Source organism: Bacteroides sp. MSK.18.37 (genome assembly GCF_019129155.2).
GTDB classification, from domain to species: Bacteria; Bacteroidota; Bacteroidia; order Bacteroidales; family Bacteroidaceae; genus Bacteroides; species Bacteroides ovatus.
In genome coordinates, this window is sequence record NZ_JAHOIB020000001.1 from 6,084,482 (window position 1) to 6,100,532 (window position 16,051).

Annotated in this window: 11 protein-coding genes and 1 pseudogene; 11 read left to right on the plus strand and 1 reads right to left on the minus strand. The window is 41.5% G+C overall.

The genetic code is table 11. The annotated features are described in order from the left end of the window. Positions 1 to 5 precede the first annotated feature (5 nt). Positions 6 to 3,143, plus strand: coding sequence for a DUF2723 domain-containing protein (locus KSX81_RS23415; RefSeq protein ID WP_149963752.1), 3,138 nt, complete (start codon positions 6 to 8; stop codon positions 3,141 to 3,143). An 11-nt stretch (positions 3,144 to 3,154) separates the two neighbouring features. Then, positions 3,155 to 3,433: a DUF3098 domain-containing protein gene (locus KSX81_RS23420; protein ID WP_217725731.1), complete on the plus strand. Its 279-nt coding sequence runs from the start codon at positions 3,155 to 3,157 to the stop codon at positions 3,431 to 3,433. On the opposite strand, the gene KSX81_RS23425 is transcribed toward KSX81_RS23420, so the two are convergent. Beyond that, complete coding sequence (locus KSX81_RS23425) at positions 3,405 to 4,424, minus strand: arginase family protein (protein WP_004296015.1); 1,020 nt, start codon at positions 4,422 to 4,424, stop codon at positions 3,405 to 3,407. The genes KSX81_RS23420 and KSX81_RS23425 overlap by 29 nt on opposite strands. Before the next feature lie 91 nt (positions 4,425 to 4,515). Here KSX81_RS23425 and KSX81_RS23430 point away from each other — a divergent pair, with 91 nt between their 5' ends. The 9 genes and pseudogenes from KSX81_RS23430 to KSX81_RS23470 all read left to right on the plus strand — a co-directional run bounded on the left by KSX81_RS23430 (position 4,516) and on the right by KSX81_RS23470 (position 16,050). Then, complete coding sequence (locus KSX81_RS23430) at positions 4,516 to 4,866, plus strand: winged helix-turn-helix transcriptional regulator (RefSeq protein ID WP_004296014.1); 351 nt, start codon at positions 4,516 to 4,518, stop codon at positions 4,864 to 4,866. A 95-nt stretch (positions 4,867 to 4,961) separates the two neighbouring features. Further along, on the plus strand, positions 4,962 to 5,513 hold the full coding sequence (locus KSX81_RS23435; protein WP_004296013.1) for an RNA polymerase sigma-70 factor: 552 nt from the start codon (positions 4,962 to 4,964) through the stop codon (positions 5,511 to 5,513). A gap of 97 nt (positions 5,514 to 5,610) precedes the next feature. Beyond that, a complete protein-coding gene (locus KSX81_RS23440; protein ID WP_217725730.1) occupies positions 5,611 to 6,582 on the plus strand; it encodes a FecR family protein in 972 nt (323 codons plus the stop codon). Positions 6,583 to 6,709: 127 nt separating this feature from the next. Further along, positions 6,710 to 9,331, plus strand: a pseudogene (locus KSX81_RS23445) (carboxypeptidase-like regulatory domain-containing protein). Between the two features lie 148 nt (positions 9,332 to 9,479). Continuing rightward, positions 9,480 to 10,583: an MBL fold metallo-hydrolase gene (locus tag KSX81_RS23450; protein ID WP_004318262.1), complete on the plus strand. Its 1,104-nt coding sequence runs from the start codon at positions 9,480 to 9,482 to the stop codon at positions 10,581 to 10,583. 187 nt (positions 10,584 to 10,770) lie between these two features. Beyond that, positions 10,771 to 12,279 carry a 4Fe-4S binding protein gene (locus KSX81_RS23455; protein WP_004325936.1) on the plus strand — a complete coding sequence of 503 codons (1,509 nt, stop codon included), beginning with the start codon at positions 10,771 to 10,773 and terminating at the stop codon, positions 12,277 to 12,279. Between the two features lie 19 nt (positions 12,280 to 12,298). Then, positions 12,299 to 13,702: an aldo/keto reductase gene (locus KSX81_RS23460; protein WP_004296008.1), complete on the plus strand. Its 1,404-nt coding sequence runs from the start codon at positions 12,299 to 12,301 to the stop codon at positions 13,700 to 13,702. Between the two features lie 8 nt (positions 13,703 to 13,710). Further along, positions 13,711 to 14,130, plus strand: coding sequence for a DUF1893 domain-containing protein (locus KSX81_RS23465; RefSeq protein ID WP_115484638.1), 420 nt, complete (start codon positions 13,711 to 13,713; stop codon positions 14,128 to 14,130). Positions 14,131 to 14,160: 30 nt separating this feature from the next. After that, positions 14,161 to 16,050: a TonB-dependent receptor gene (locus KSX81_RS23470; protein ID WP_217725729.1), complete on the plus strand. Its 1,890-nt coding sequence runs from the start codon at positions 14,161 to 14,163 to the stop codon at positions 16,048 to 16,050. The last annotated feature ends 1 nt before the right edge of the window (position 16,051 follow it).

Here is a 16,051-nt window from a genome sequence, read left to right on the forward strand (position 1 = left end):
GAACAATGAGCAACTTATTATTTAAAAGATGGAATGATTTCGGTGGGTGGCTGGTCTTTCTGATAGCAGCATTTGTGTATGGGATGACCATCGAACCAACCGCAAGTTTCTGGGATTGTCCCGAATTTATTTCTTGTGCTGAAAAATTACAGGTAGGGCATCCGCCGGGAGCACCTTTCTATATGCTTGTCGGCAACCTGTTTACCCAGTTTGCTTCCGATGCTTCGCAAGTGTCGGGAATGGTCAACTTTTTAAATGCACTATTGAGTGCCGGTTGTATCTTGTTTCTTTTCTGGAGTATTACCCGATTAGTGAGAGCCTTGCTTGTGGGCGATGAACGGAAATTATCTGTTATGGATGTTATTATCATTCTGGGAGCAGGTTTTGTAGGAGCTTTAGCTTATACTTTCAGTGATACATTCTGGTTTAGTGCGGTAGAGGGGGAGGTATATGCCTTCTCTTCTTTCCTCACAGCCTTGGTATTTTGGATGATTCTTCGCTGGCAGGATGAAGCAGATTCTGTGTCCGGTGACCGCTGGATTATCCTGATAGCCTATATTATAGGGCTTTCAATCGGAGTGCATTTGCTTAATCTGCTTTGTATTCCTGCCATTGTATTAGTGTTCTATTACCAAAAATATCAGACTCTATCACTCAAGGGAGTTATCGGGGCCATTGCATTATCCGGTATTCTTATTGTATTGATTCTTTTTGTTTATATACCCGGAATGGCTGATGTAGGAGGATGGTTCGAATTATTCTTTGTCAATGTGATGGGATTACCCTTCCAGTCAGGATTGATCGTCTTTCTGGGTTTGGTCCTGTTTTTACTGATAGGAGCCATTTATCGGTTCAGAAAACGCATCGTGAATACCGGTTTGTGGTGTTTACTCATGCTCACCATAGGATATACCACCTATGCGGTCATACTCATTCGTGCCAATGCTAATACGCCGCTCAATGAGAATGCACCGGATACTATTTTCACACTCAAAAGCTACCTGAATCGCGAACAGTATGAAAGTGCTCCTTTACTTTATGGGAGAACCTATGCGTCCGAACCGGAGTATGTGCCCGAAGGAGACTATTACAAGGTAAAGACAGAAAAAGGTAGTGCCATCTATCGACCGGATAAGAAAGAAGGCAAGTATAAAATTATTCGCTATAAGGAAGACGTGTGCTACACTCAAAATATGTTGTTTCCGCGAATGTGGAATGATCGTTCGGCCGCTTCTTACAAAGGATGGTCCGGTGGAGGTGCGAATGAGGCTCCTACACAAAAAGAGAACCTGACTTATTTTATCACATACCAACTCAATTACATGTACTGGCGCTATTTCCTATGGAATTTTGTCGGACGACAGAATGATATTCAAGGAAGCGGTGAACCGGAACATGGTAACTGGATTACAGGAATTTCCTGGCTTGATAATCTGCGACTGGGGGATCAAAAACTTTTGCCGGAATCTTTGCGTGAGAACAAAGGTCACAATGTGTTCTATGGCTTACCATTATTATTAGGATTACTCGGTATTTATTGGCAATGGACACGTGGAAAAAAAGGCAAGCAGCAATTCTGTGTCTTATTTTTCCTTTTCTTTATGACGGGATTGGCTATTGTGCTCTATCTGAATCAGACTCCCGGACAACCCCGTGAACGGGATTATGCGTATGCAGGTTCGTTTTATGCGTTCGCTATCTGGATTGGAATGGGAGCCGCCGGATGCTGTGACATGCTTCGCAGGAAACAGGCAAAAATCCTCCCAGTCGGCTTACTTATGCTGCTTTGCCTGTTTGTCCCCATACAAATGGCAAGCCAGACTTGGGATGACCACGATCGAAGCAACCGGTATACCTGTCGTGACTTTGGTGCTAATTATCTGATGACACTTCCCGACAAAGGAAATCCGATCATATTCTGTAACGGGGATAATGATACGTTCCCCTTGTGGTATAATCAGGATACGGAAGAAGTACGCAGAGATGTACGTATCTGCAATTTAAGTTATGCGCAGACCGACTGGTACATTTATCAGCAACAATGTCCTCTGTACGATGCTCCCGGACTGCCGATCAGTTGGGATCAAAATCAATACCAGGAAGGGAAAAACGAATATGTGGCTGTTCGTCCGGAATTGAAGAAACAGATAGAAGCATTGTATCAGAAACATCCCGAAGAAGCCCGTGATAGTTTTGGAAATGATCCGTATGAAATAAAGAATATCCTGAAATATTGGGTGTTCGCAGAGAAACAGGAATTCCATGTGATACCTACCGATACAATAAATATTTATATTGATAAGGATGCAGTACTCCGTTCTGGAATGATGTTGCCTGAAGCCATTCGTCATTTAAAAGGGGAAGAACTAAGAGATGCAATACCGGATAAACTGTCTATTTCTCTAAAAAATATACGTCTGTTGACTAAAGTGGACTTACTCATGCTCGAGATCCTGGCTAACTGTAACTGGGAACGTCCCCTGTACATGGCTATCTCGGTAGGCAACTCCAGTAAACTGAAGTTTGATGACTACTTTGTTCAGGAAGGGTTAGCATTCCGGTTTACTCCTTTCAACTATAAAGAATGGGGAGACGTGGAAGAAGGCAATGGATATGCCATAGATACGGAGAAGCTCTACGAGAATGTGATGAACAGATATAAATACGGAGGATTGGATACTCCCGGACTTTATCTGGACGAAACAACCCTGCGCATCTGTTATTCTCATCGAAGGCTTTTTGCGCAACTGGCTAAAGAATTGGTGAAACAAGGAGACGACATCCGTGCCAGAAAAGTATTGGAATATGCTGGGCAAGCTATTCCGGCATATAATGTTCCTGAAGTATACGAGAGCGGTTCGTATGATATAGCCACCGCTTATGCTTCCATAGGAGAAACGCAGAAAGCGACCGATCTATTGAATCATCTGATAGCAGAATCGGAAAATTATATCGACTGGGCTTTCTCATTGGGAGATAACCGGATAGGGATGGTTCAACAGGATTGTTTGTATAGGTTCTGGCAATGGAATCAGTGTAATGAATTACTGAAGAATATGGATAAAGAGAGATATGAACAGAGTAATCAGCAATTTGAAAAGAAATATATGCGCTTTACTCAACTAATGAATTATCACAACTAAACTCAAAGAATATGAGATCGAAAAGAATAAGAGAAGAAGAAATAAAAACAGTATTGGGCAAAAGAAATTACGTCATCTTAATTATCGGCTCTATATTGATTATCATAGGATATATATTAATGAGCGGTGAGGGGAGTACCCTTGCCACCTATAATCCCGATATATTTAGTGGAACACGCATACGTATTGCCCCATTATTGTGTTTATTGGGGTATCTACTGAATGTATTCGGTATTCTTTACCGTCCTCGTCAAAGGGGATTTAATCTTTCAATAGAGGTAACTGATTGAGCATATTTCTAAGTTTGATTGCCACTCGTGGCATAGGTTCGGCAACTGTAAGTCCTACCAGATCATATTCGGAGGATATATCATTAATGATACGAACTACTTCTTCAATCTTCATGCCGTTAGGCTCAACGCCTACGGCAGCGATTATCTCTGCCGGGTCCAATACATCCATATCGAAATGTATAACCACCTTCGAAACCCCGGTACTTTTCAGCCATTCCATAATCTTTGTACGATCATTGGCAACTTCCTGTGGAGATAATCCTTTAATTCCCAGCTTTCTTTGTCGTTCCTGCATACCCTCATCCCATGAGCGGAGTCCGACAATCAGGGCTTTGGAAGCATCCGTTTTTCCCGGAAGTAATTCCATTATTTCTTCATCTCCCATTCCCAAACAAGCTGTTAGTGCCATTGCATGATAACCCTTATATTCATCATAAGGCAGATTGATGTCGGGATGTGCGTCTATCCAGACGATAGCTACATCATCCGGGTATCTATTGATTAAATAAGTAAACGGAACAACACTAACGGAACATTCTCCTCCTAAAGTGACAATCCGATCCGGATGATTCTCTTTAAGCAGATCAAGCGCAGCTTTAGTTTGTTTCAGTATGACACTGCGTGCACTGATACCTTTTTCCGTCGCTCTGTCATTTATATCCAGTGAAACCGGAACTTCGACCGTATTCTGACCGGTCTGTGGGGCTAAATAGTTCAATAACTGTGCTCCCAGATAGTAGCCTCTGGATGAATCTTCCGCCGGAATATCAGGCATCCAATGATCTACAATTCCTCCTTGCCATTGAGGATAGATAAAACGAAGAGTTGATTTTTTATTTTCCATATTTACATTGTTTGTTACTTTTTCTTGTGCATTCATTGAAACGACTCCAACGACTAATGCAAGTGATAATAAATACTTTCTCATCTTTTTGAAGCAAAAGTAGGGAATACCTGAAACATCGGCAAGTAGGGACGAATTATTCATATACTGATAAATTTAGCCCTATACTACATTTGGGGATTATTATTTTTGTTTTTGTAGTGATATCCTTATTTTTGCAGAAAAGCAGAAAACTATGTATAAGAAGAAAATTCCTTTTGATATTGATTGTGGGATAAAGATTACGATGGAAGTGATCGGGGGAAAATGGAAAAGTTGCATCATTCAGGAATTATGCACTGGTCCGAAACGTCCCAGCGAGCTGCATCGTTTATTTACCGAGGCAAGTCCCCGGGTCATCAATCAACAACTGAAAGAATTGGAGATGCACGGCATTATCAGCAAAAAGATATTCATGGAGCTTCCTCCCCATTCGGAATATGCTATCACCGAATTGGGAAAGACGCTGATTCCTCTGATTGAGCAACTGGAAATCTGGGGTGATAGCTTTCGTCCGGAGATGAAGAGAATCTTGAAAATAGAATAAATCTTTCTAATATCATTAATATTTCAAAAAAGACCATCTATCTAAAATAAATTATTGCTTCTTTTGTCCTAATGAAATGAAAATTGGGAGATAGTATGAATAACAACATTGATATAAAAACGCTGGAGGCCTTTCAGGATGGGAATCACAAGGCCTTTGAGACTATTTTTATAGCATACTACAACAAAACCAAAACATTCATTGACGGATATATAAAATCAGAACCTGATGCGGAAGAGCTGACAGAGGATTTATTTGTCAATCTTTGGATCAACCGTCATTCGATTGATACGTCCAGATCATTCAATTCTTATTTGCACACCATTGCAAGAAATGCAGCAATCAACTTTCTGAAACATAAATATGTGTGTGATGCCTATCTGAACAATAATCAAGAAACAGGATATAGCTCTACTTCCGAAGAAGACCTTATTGCCAAGGAATTGGAAATGCTGATTGACGAACTTGTCGGAGGAATGCCCGAACAACGGAGAATGATTTATACATTGAGTCGTAACGAAGGATTATCCAATGCCGAAATTGCCGAACGCCTGAATACTACCAAAAGAAATGTTGAAAGCCAGCTAAGTCTTGCTTTGAAAGAAATACGGAAGGTTATTTCATGTTTCCTGGTATCACTATTATAGCATTATATTTTTTTTCATTCTGCTTTATAAAAAAAACTTCCACTTTCTTATTGAGCTTTTTGCCACTAAACTGTATATATAGTAAAGTGCAGCAAAAATGAAGAAAAGTAATATCAGTAAAATCATCAAAATGTTCCTCTCCGCCCGCTTTCCATCTGAAACGGAAGAGAAAGTGCAGAAATGGATCATCAAAGATGAAAATCAGCAGGCGAAAGCTAAAGCCTCATTGGATTATTGGAATGAATTGGACATAGAAGCCGATTCAAGCACTTATGCTTCATTGGAACGGGTGAATTTAAGAACAGGATATAATAAGGAGCATCTGACCAACATAGCTTCTTACCAGAAGTTTGCCCGTGTCGCCGCCGTTATTGTTCCTTTATTTCTATTTGCGGGAGGGATGTTCTACTATCTTTCTCCTCACAACGAAATGATAGAAATATCCGTTGCCTACGGAGAACAGAAGCGCTTAATCTTGCCGGATAGTTCGGAAGTATGGTTGAACGCGGGAAGTAGCATTTTATACCCGGAAACTTTTGCCAAAGATAAACGCTTGGTCATGCTTGACGGTGAAGCTTATTTCTCTGTCAAAAAAGATACTGTAAGTCCTTTTATTGTAGAAACCTCCCAACTCTCTGTGAAAGTTCTTGGAACCAGGTTCAATGTGAAAGCCTATCCTAATGATGAGAAAATAACGACTACATTGACTAGCGGTAAGGTGGAAGTGAGTGTCCGGTCTCAACCTCCCCATATACTAAAGCCCGATGAGCAGCTTACATACGACAAAAAATCATCAGATATTCACATATCAGTGATAGATACGAATGATACAAATTGTTGGATGGCGGGAAAACTAGTATTTACCAATGCCAGCGCCGGAGAAATATTCCGAACCTTGGAAAGGCACTATAACACCACTATTGATAATACAGCAATTATCCCCGCATCCAAACGATATACGGTTAAGTTTCTGAAAGATGAAAGTCTGAATGAAATACTGAATATATTGAAAGATATCATCGGCTTTGATTATCAGCAATATGAAAAGAAAATAGTATTAACCCAATAATAAAAAGAAACAGCCTATGAATAAAAAGAACCGGGAAGCAGCTTGAGACCCTCTTCCCAGTTCTGAAATGTCTACCCTCATTCAACAAGTGACGTAAAATGAAGTATCAACATACAAATATAGAATAATGAATCGAATAAATACGAATAAACAGGCGGCTAAGCTTGCCATTTTTTTATTTTTTACTTTTCTCTCTCTCACAACTGTTGCACAGAATAAAGAAAAAAAAATTACCATACAAAATAAAAGTATCTCACTAAAAGAGGCTTTTGCACAAATAGAAGTACAAACGGGATATAGCATTGCTTATGAACAGTCAAATCTGGATATAGAAAAGAAACAATCTTTATCTCTTAAAAATGTAGCCATCGACAAAGCTATGACTCAACTATTGAAGGAAACCGGATATGTATATAAGATAAAAGGATATCATATTATTATTTCTTCGCAAGATAACAAGCAAAAGCCCGCCAACAATGATACACAAAAACTGACTCAAACCATAAGAGGAATCGTTGTTGACTCCAAAACCAATACGCCCATAGAATATGCCTCCGTCTGTATAGCAGAAGATCCCTCACGGGGAGGTTCGACGGATGGACGGGGAAACTTTCGGATTAATAATGTCCCGGTAGGTCGTTATAATATTCAGGCATCTTTTATGGGATATCGTCCAAGTATCATCAGCGAAGTATCTGTCACTTCATCTAAAGAAGTGTTTGTAGAAATTCCTATGGATGAAAATGTGCAGGATTTGGCTGAAGTACTTGTCAAACCGGAAATAAAGAAAGACCGGACCGTCAACCCGATGGCCATCACAGGAGGACGTATGATTAGTATCGAAGAAGCGTCACGATTTGCCAATGGCTTTGACGATCCTGCACGGTTAAGTTCTGCATTCGCAGGAGTAGCGGGAGATGTCGGCACCAATGCGGTTGCTATCCGGGGAAATACCCCATAATTTACACAATGGAGATTGGAGGGGATTGAAATACCTAATCCTACCCACTTTGCCGATCTATCAGGCTTGGGAGGAGGATTCCTGTCTGCTTTGAGTACGCAGGTTATCGGCAACTCCGATTTCTACAACGGAGCTTTCCCGGCGGAATACAGTAATGCCCTATCAGGTGTTTTCGATATGCATCTACGAAATGGTAATAATCAGAAGTACGAACATGCTTTTCAGGTCGGACTCATGGGAGTAGATTTAGCTTCGGAAGGTCCTATCAGCAAAAAAAGGGGAAGCTCTTATCTGGTGAATTATCGCTTTCCCACTACTTCACTGGCATCGGGCAATGACATCAACCTGAAATATCAGGATCTAGCTTTTAAACTGAACTTTCCCACACGTAAAGCCGGTACCTTTTCAATTTGGGGATTAGGATTGGCCGACAGGAATAAAGTGGATGCTTTGGAACGTTCCGAATGGGAAACGATGGGAGACCGGTCGTCGGGATATAATAAACTGGATAAACTGGCAGGTGGCTTAGCGCACAAATATGTACTGGATGAAAATACTTATATCCGTTCTTCTCTATCCGCTACCTATTCCAAAGACCGTTCATTGGCGGACTTACATACCGATGACGCTATTATTAATGTAGCAGATATTCAGAATAGCAGATGGAATTTAGTATTCAATTCATATCTGAATAAGAAATTCAGTCCGAGGCATACCAACAGAACAGGGATTACCATTACGGAACTTAAATATGATCTTGATTACAAAGTCAGCCCTTATTTGGGATTAAACAAACCTATGGAACAAATATCGAAAGGCAGTGGAGAAAGTACAGTCTTCTCGGCATATAGTAGTTCCGTAATAAACTTGAGCAACAATCTGACAACCAGTTTAGGGGTTACCGGACAATATTTTACTTTAAACAAGAACTGGTCGATAGAACCGAGAGTTGCCCTTAAATGGAAAATAAATCCTGCACATTCTTTAGCAGCAGCTTACGGCTTGCATAGCCGCCGGGAAAGGCTCGACTATTACTTTGTTGAACAGATAATCAATGGTAAAAAGGAATCAAACCGGTACCTGGACTTCTCAAAGGCACATCATTTCGGATTCACTTATGACTGGAATATCAATCAGAGCCTACATCTGAAAATAGAACCCTATTATCAATACTTGTTCCACATACCGGTTGAGGAAAACTCCTCCTTTTCGATTATCAATTATGAAGAATTCTATTTAGACCGCATATTGACAAACACCGGAATAGCCAAAAACTATGGAATAGATATAACACTGGAACAATACATGAAAAACGGCTTCTACTATATGATTACAGCTTCATTATTCAAATCGAAATATAGGGGAGGAGACCGTATCTGGCGAAATACGAGACTGGATAAAAGTTTTTTAGTGAACCTGCTCGCCGGAAAAGAATGGATGGTTGGCAGACTCAAACAGAATGTATTAAGTGTAAACGGCCGTCTGTTCTTTCAGGGAGGAGGACGCTATACACCTGTGGATGAAGAAAAAAGTCAGGAAGAAAAAGACATCGTTTTTGACGAGAGCAAAGCATATACTAAACGATTCAATCCATCTATAAACGGTGATGTTTCGATCAGCTTCCGGATCAATAAGAAAAGAGTATCCCACGAGTTTTCTCTGAAAATACTGAATGTGGGTATGCGCACCGGAATGCATTTCTATCAATACAATGAAAGAACGAGTGTAGTAGAAGAAAAAGACGGAGCGGGTCTGATTCCGAACATCAGCTACAAAATTTATTTCTAAATAACTGAACAAGAAAAGGGTTTGTTCACACAATAGACTGACACCCAACAGGCAACTGCTTTCAGTAATTATGGTATAACAATCTGTAATATATATACTAACAAGCTCTCTGAATACCTGTATATTTGCTGCGTGAAATAATTTAGTTATGAATTATATGCGTATCATATTCAAGAAATTCAAAGCACGTATGATTGTAGGATGTATATTAGCTGTAATAGCATTGCTGGCGGTGTCAGTCATTGTTTTTATCAATCAAGCCAGTTTCGGCAGAACTCCCCGTGGGGAACGGCTGGAAAGAGTCATGAAATCTCCTAATTACAGAAACGGAGAATTTAAAAATCAGCATGAAACTCTATTGATGACTTCCGACAGGGGACGTTTTAGCGGAATCTGGGAGTTCATTTTCAGAAAGATAGACGGTTTGCGCCCCGAACAGGCTGTCAAAGCAATAAAAACGGATTTACGCAAGATTGGCCGTAATGAAGAAATATTGGTATGGTTCGGACATTCATCTTACCTGATTCAAACGGGAGGAAAGCGAATATTGGTTGACCCGGTATTTTGTATGGCTTCTCCCGTATCTTTTGTCAACAAGCCATTCAAAGGTACGGAACTTTATACACCGGATGATATGCCGGACATTGATTATCTCGTGATTAGTCACGATCATTGGGATCATTTGGATTACAACACAGTCAAAAAATTAAAAGACCGGATTGGAGCAGTGATTTGTCCGTTGGGTGTTGGCGAACATTTCGAATATTGGGGATTTGATAAAGAGCGTCTGATAGAACTTGACTGGAATGAAGACGCAAACCTCGCTCCGGGCTTTATGATACATTGTTTGCCTGCCCGTCATTTCTCCGGTCGCAGACTTACTGCCAACCAGTCACTTTGGGCTTCTTTCCTGCTAGAAGCTCCTTCACAAAAGATATACATTGGCGGAGACGGAGGATATGATACGCATTATGCAGAAATAGGCAATCGGTTCCCCGGCATCGACCTCGCAATTCTTGAAAACGGGCAATACAACGAAGAGTGGAGCTTAATTCATCTGATGCCCCAATATATGGCACAGACGGCCAGAGATTTAAAAGCGAAAAGAGTTCTGACCGTACATCATTCTAAATATGCGTTGGCCAAACATCGTTGGGATGAACCTCTCAAAAATGCAGAAGAGATGAAGAATAAAGATTCTCTGAATGTATTGATTCCGGAGATTGGAGAGGTCGTGGCATTAGAAAAATAGTGCTTTACCCAATCGGCTAAAGGTTTTCCCGTCTGTTATCAGTGAAATTGGTAAAACATTCTGTAATTTGTATAGTTGAAAAACAAATTTCCCTGATTAACTTTGCAAAGTTGAAATATAGATGGTTCAATCCTGACAGTTTTAGACATTTAGATATAACTACTATAAATTGAAAATTAATTAGTTTATGCTACGTACTATCAGACTTACAACCGCCATTGTGTGCTTTACACTTATTACCCTGCTCTTTCTCGACTTCACGGGTACATTGCACACATGGTTCGGATGGTTGGCGAAAATTCAATTTCTGCCGGCTTTATTAGCCTTGAACATAGGTGTCGTATTGTTTTTAGTTGTACTTACATTCCTGTTCGGACGTATCTACTGCTCTGTTATTTGTCCGTTGGGAGTGTTTCAGGACATTGTTTCGTGGGTATCCGGCAAACAAAAGAAAAACCGGTTCCGTTATTCACCAGCAATGAAATGGTTGCGGTATGGCGTTTTAGGAGTATTCATTATTATGATGGTTGCAGGATTGAACTCTTTGGCTATCTTGCTGGCACCGTATAGTGCTTATGGCCGGATAGCTTCCAGTCTTTTTGCACCGGTCTGGCAATGGGGAAACAACCTGTTGGCGTACTTCGCCGAACGAATGGATAGTTATGCTTTTTATGAGGTAGATGTATGGATAAAGAGTCTTTCGACGATGCTGATTGCCATTGTTACCCTTGTTGTTCTTTTCATTCTGGCGTGGCGCAACGGACGAACCTATTGTAATACGATCTGCCCCGTAGGTACTGTATTAGGGTTTATATCCAAATATGCGATATTCAAACCGGTAATTGATACTTCCAAATGCAATAGTTGCGGTTTGTGTGCCCGCAATTGCAAAGCATCGTGTATTAATCCGAAAGCTCATGAAATAGATTATAGCCGTTGTGTGACTTGTATGGATTGCATCGGAAAGTGTAAGCATGGAGCCATTACATACACAAGACGGAAACCTAAGAACGAAATAGCTACGAGCGAAGATACGAAAGCAAAGTCTGTCACTACTGAACAGGTAGACAATGCCCGTCGTAGCTTCCTTTCAGCATCGGCCATTTTTGCAACAACTTCTGTACTGAAAGCACAAGAGAAAAAAGTAGACGGAGGATTGGCTACTATCGAAGATAAAAAGATTCCCCAAAGAGAAAACCCTATCTATCCTCCCGGTGCTTTAAGCGCACGCAATTTCACTCAACATTGCACAGCCTGCCAATTATGTGTCTCTGTTTGTCCCAACCAGGTATTGCGCCCATCGGACAACCTATTGACATTGATGCAACCGGAAATATCATACGAACGTGGATATTGCCGTCCCGAATGTACTAAATGTTCGGAAGTTTGTCCTGCCGGTGCTATTCATCTCACCAGTCTTGCCGAGAAATCAGCTATTCAGATCGGACATGCCGTATGGATTAAAGAGAACTGTGTACCTTTGACAGATGGAATGGAATGTGGCAACTGTGCCCGCCATTGTCCGACAGGTGCCATACAGATGGTAGCTTCCGATCCTGAAAAAACAGATTCTCCAAAGATTCCGGTAGTAAATGTAGAAAAATGTATCGGTTGTGGGGCGTGTGAGAACCTTTGTCCGTCCCGTCCTTTCAGCGCCATTTATGTGACAGGACATCAGATGCATAGAATTATTTGATCTAAATCAGTATAAGATTATGGAAGATAAAAATAAGAAAGATATAAATAGAAGAGATTTTATTAAGATTGTAGGTATCAGTGCAGCCACATCGACAGGTCTGTTATACGGATGCTCTTCAAAGGGGACTACTTCTGCAAGTAGCGCAACAGGAGAAGGAGAGGTGCCCACCGATAAAATGACTTACCGCACATCTCCAACCACCGGTGACCGTGTTTCACTTTTGGGATATGGTTGTATGCGTTGGCCGCTCAAACCTGCTCCCGATGGTAATGGTGAAGTTATCGACCAGGATGCCGTAAACGGATTGGTAGATTATGCAATCGCTCATGGAGTGAACTATTTCGATACATCTCCGGCATATGTACAAGGCTTTTCCGAAAAGGCAACAGGTATTGCATTGAGTCGCCATCCCCGTGATAAATATTACATCGCTACCAAATTGTCTAATTTCTCTCCTGATACGTGGTCTCGCGAAGCCTCACTCAAAATGTACCACAAATCATTCACGGAGCTACAAGTCGACTACATTGATTATATGTTGCTCCACGGCATCGGCATGGGAGGAATGGAAGCCCTTAAAGGACGCTACCTGGATAACGGAATACTTGATTTTCTGGTTAAAGAGCGTGAAGCCGGACGCATCCGGAATCTCGGATTTTCTTACCATGGTGACATTGAAGTATATGATTATCTGCTCTCACGACACGATGAATTTAAATGGGATTTTGTACAAATACAGCTCAATTATGTAGACTGGAAACATGCCAAAGAGACCAATACTCGAAATACGGATGCGGAATATCTCTATGGCGAACTGGCCAAACGGGGGATTCCTGCCATCATTATGGAACCACTTTTGGGAGGACGTCTATCCAAATTGAACGATAATCTGGTGGCACGGCTCAAACAACGTCGTCCGGAAAGCAGTGTCGCTTCCTGGGCTTTCCGTTTTGCCGGTTCATTCCCGGATATTCTGACTGTATTAAGCGGCATGACTTATATGGAGCATCTGCAGGATAATCTTCGCACTTATTCTCCTTTGGAGCCATTGACAGATGAAGAAAAAGAATTCCTCGAAGAAACGGCACAATTAATGCTGAAATATCCTACCATCCCTTGCAACGACTGCAAATACTGTATGCCATGTCCGTATGGACTGGATATACCTGCTGTATTGTTACATTACAACCGTTGTGTCAATGAAGGTAATGTCGCCAGAAGCGGACAGGATGAAAATTATGCGAAAGCCCGGCGCGCTTTTCTTGTCGGATATGACCGTAGCGTGCCCAAACTTCGACAGGCAAGCCATTGCATCGGTTGTAATCAGTGTGTGGCTCATTGCCCGCAAAATATTGATATTCCGAAAGAACTGCACCGGATCGACCAGTTTGTAGAACAATTGAAACAAGGTACTTTATAAAAGAAACGATGGAAAAATTAATCAATCTATTACATACGGGAGGATACTCCTGTACCATTGCCAACGGAGGAAAAATCCGCACTTTCACTCAACGTGGCGTAGCCGATCTCTATGATTTGCTAACACAGGAACCGGAGTTTCTTAAAGGAGCTTTGATTGCTGATAAAGTGGTTGGCAAGGGAGCTGCCGCCCTGATGATTCTGGGTGGTATAAAAGAATTATATACGGATATTATCAGTACCAAGGCTTTGGAGCTATTCCGGAAATCAGATGTGAAAGTCGATTTTGCGCAGGAAGTTGCTTTTATCTGGAACCGCGACCGTACAGGAGGATGTCCAGTAGAAACCATGTGTAGCGAAGTGGAATCAGCAGAAGAAATATTACCACTGATCCGCGATTTTCTGGAAAAGATCAGAAATAAGAAGTAAAAAGAAGAAACTTGAAACACGAAATAAAGTATGAAAAGAAATACAGCCTGTTTATTCCTGTTCGGTAGCTTGCTTTCCATCTCGGGAATGGCACAGACTAAAAAGGATAGCATACAGGCCGGAAGAAATTATATGATTGATGAAGTCGTAGTCACCGGAACACGTAATGAAACCGATGTGCGTCATCTTCCGATGACCATTTCCGTAGTCGGCAGGCAACAAATTGAGAAAAGATATGAGCCTTCTCTTTTGCCGTTGTTAACGGAGCAGGTACCGGGATTATTCACTACCAGTCGTGGCATCATGGGATATGGCGTATCTACCGGAGCTGCAGGTGGCATGAGCTTGCGTGGTATCGGTGGTAGTCCGACAGCGGGATTATTGGTACTGATTGACGGTCATCCCCAGTACATGGGGTTGATGGGACATCCGATAGCGGATGCTTATCAATCTATGATGGCAGAGAAAGTGGAAGTTTTACGTGGTCCTGCATCTGTACTTTATGGTTCGAATGCCATGGGTGGTGTGATTAATATTGTTACCCGTCGGCAACAGGAAGAAGGTGTGAAGACGAATATGCAAGTTGGGTACGGTTCATATAACACGTTGCAGACTGAATTTTCCAACCGTGTCAAGAAGGGACGTTTCAGTAGCGTCGTAACCGGATCATATAATCGTACAGATGGACATCGTCCCGATATGGGATTCGAGCAATATGGTGGATACGCAAAGTTAGGTTATGATATCAGTTCTTTCTGGAAAGTATGGGGAGATGTGAATGTAACCCATTTTAATGCTTCCAATCCGGGGACTATCCAAGTACCACTGATTGACAACGATTCTCGTATCACTCGTGGAATGACATCGTTCGCTTTGGAAAATCATTATGAAAAGACTTCAGGAGGTTTGAGCTTTTTCTATAACTGGGGACGGCATAAAATCAATGATGGCTATCAGATAGGAAAAGAACCGCAAAAATCACATTTCAACTCTAAAGACAAAATGCTGGGTGTATCATGGTATCAGAGTGCCACTTTCTTTACCGGTAATCGTTTGACCGTAGGATTTGATTATCAACACTTCGGAGGTGAATCATGGAACAAAGTACTGGCTACGGGTGAACATACTCCGGGAGTAGACAAGCAAATGGATGAGTTTGCCGGATACGTTGATTTCCGTCAGGATATCAGCAGTTGGTTCTCACTGGACGCAGGTATTCGTGTAGACCACCATTCACACGTAGGTACAGAATGGATTCCACAAGGCGGACTGGCTTTTCATTTACCCAAGAATGCAGAACTTAAAGCAATGGTCAGCAAAGGATACCGTAATCCAACCATTCGTGAGATGTATATGTTTCCTCCTGCCAACCCGGAATTGAAACCGGAAAAACTAATCAACTATGAACTTTCCTATTCACAACGTCTGCTGGAAGGGGTATTGTCCTATGGAATCAGCCTTTACTATATCAATGGCGACAATCTGATTATGTCAAACGGACTCTTTCCTCCATTGAATATCAATTCCGGAGAGATAGAGAATTGGGGAGTTGAAACGAATATAGGCTACCACATCAATTCACACTGGAATGTGAACGCCAATTATAGCTGGTTGCACATGGAGAATCCCGTTCTTGCTGCCCCCGAACATAAATTGTATGCAGGGGCGGACTATACTTCCGGACGTTGGAGTATATCGACTGGAGTACAATATGTGAAAGGACTTTATACTTCTGTTGTAAAGGGTAGCGAGCAACAGGATCATTTTGTTTTATGGAATCTTCGTGGGAATTATCGTGTCTGCCGTTTCGCTAACCTCTTCATAAAAGGAGAGAACCTGCTGGCACAGCGTTATGAAATAAATGCAGGTTATCCCATGCCCAAAGCTACGTTTATGGGTGGTATTAATTTGAACTTTTAAA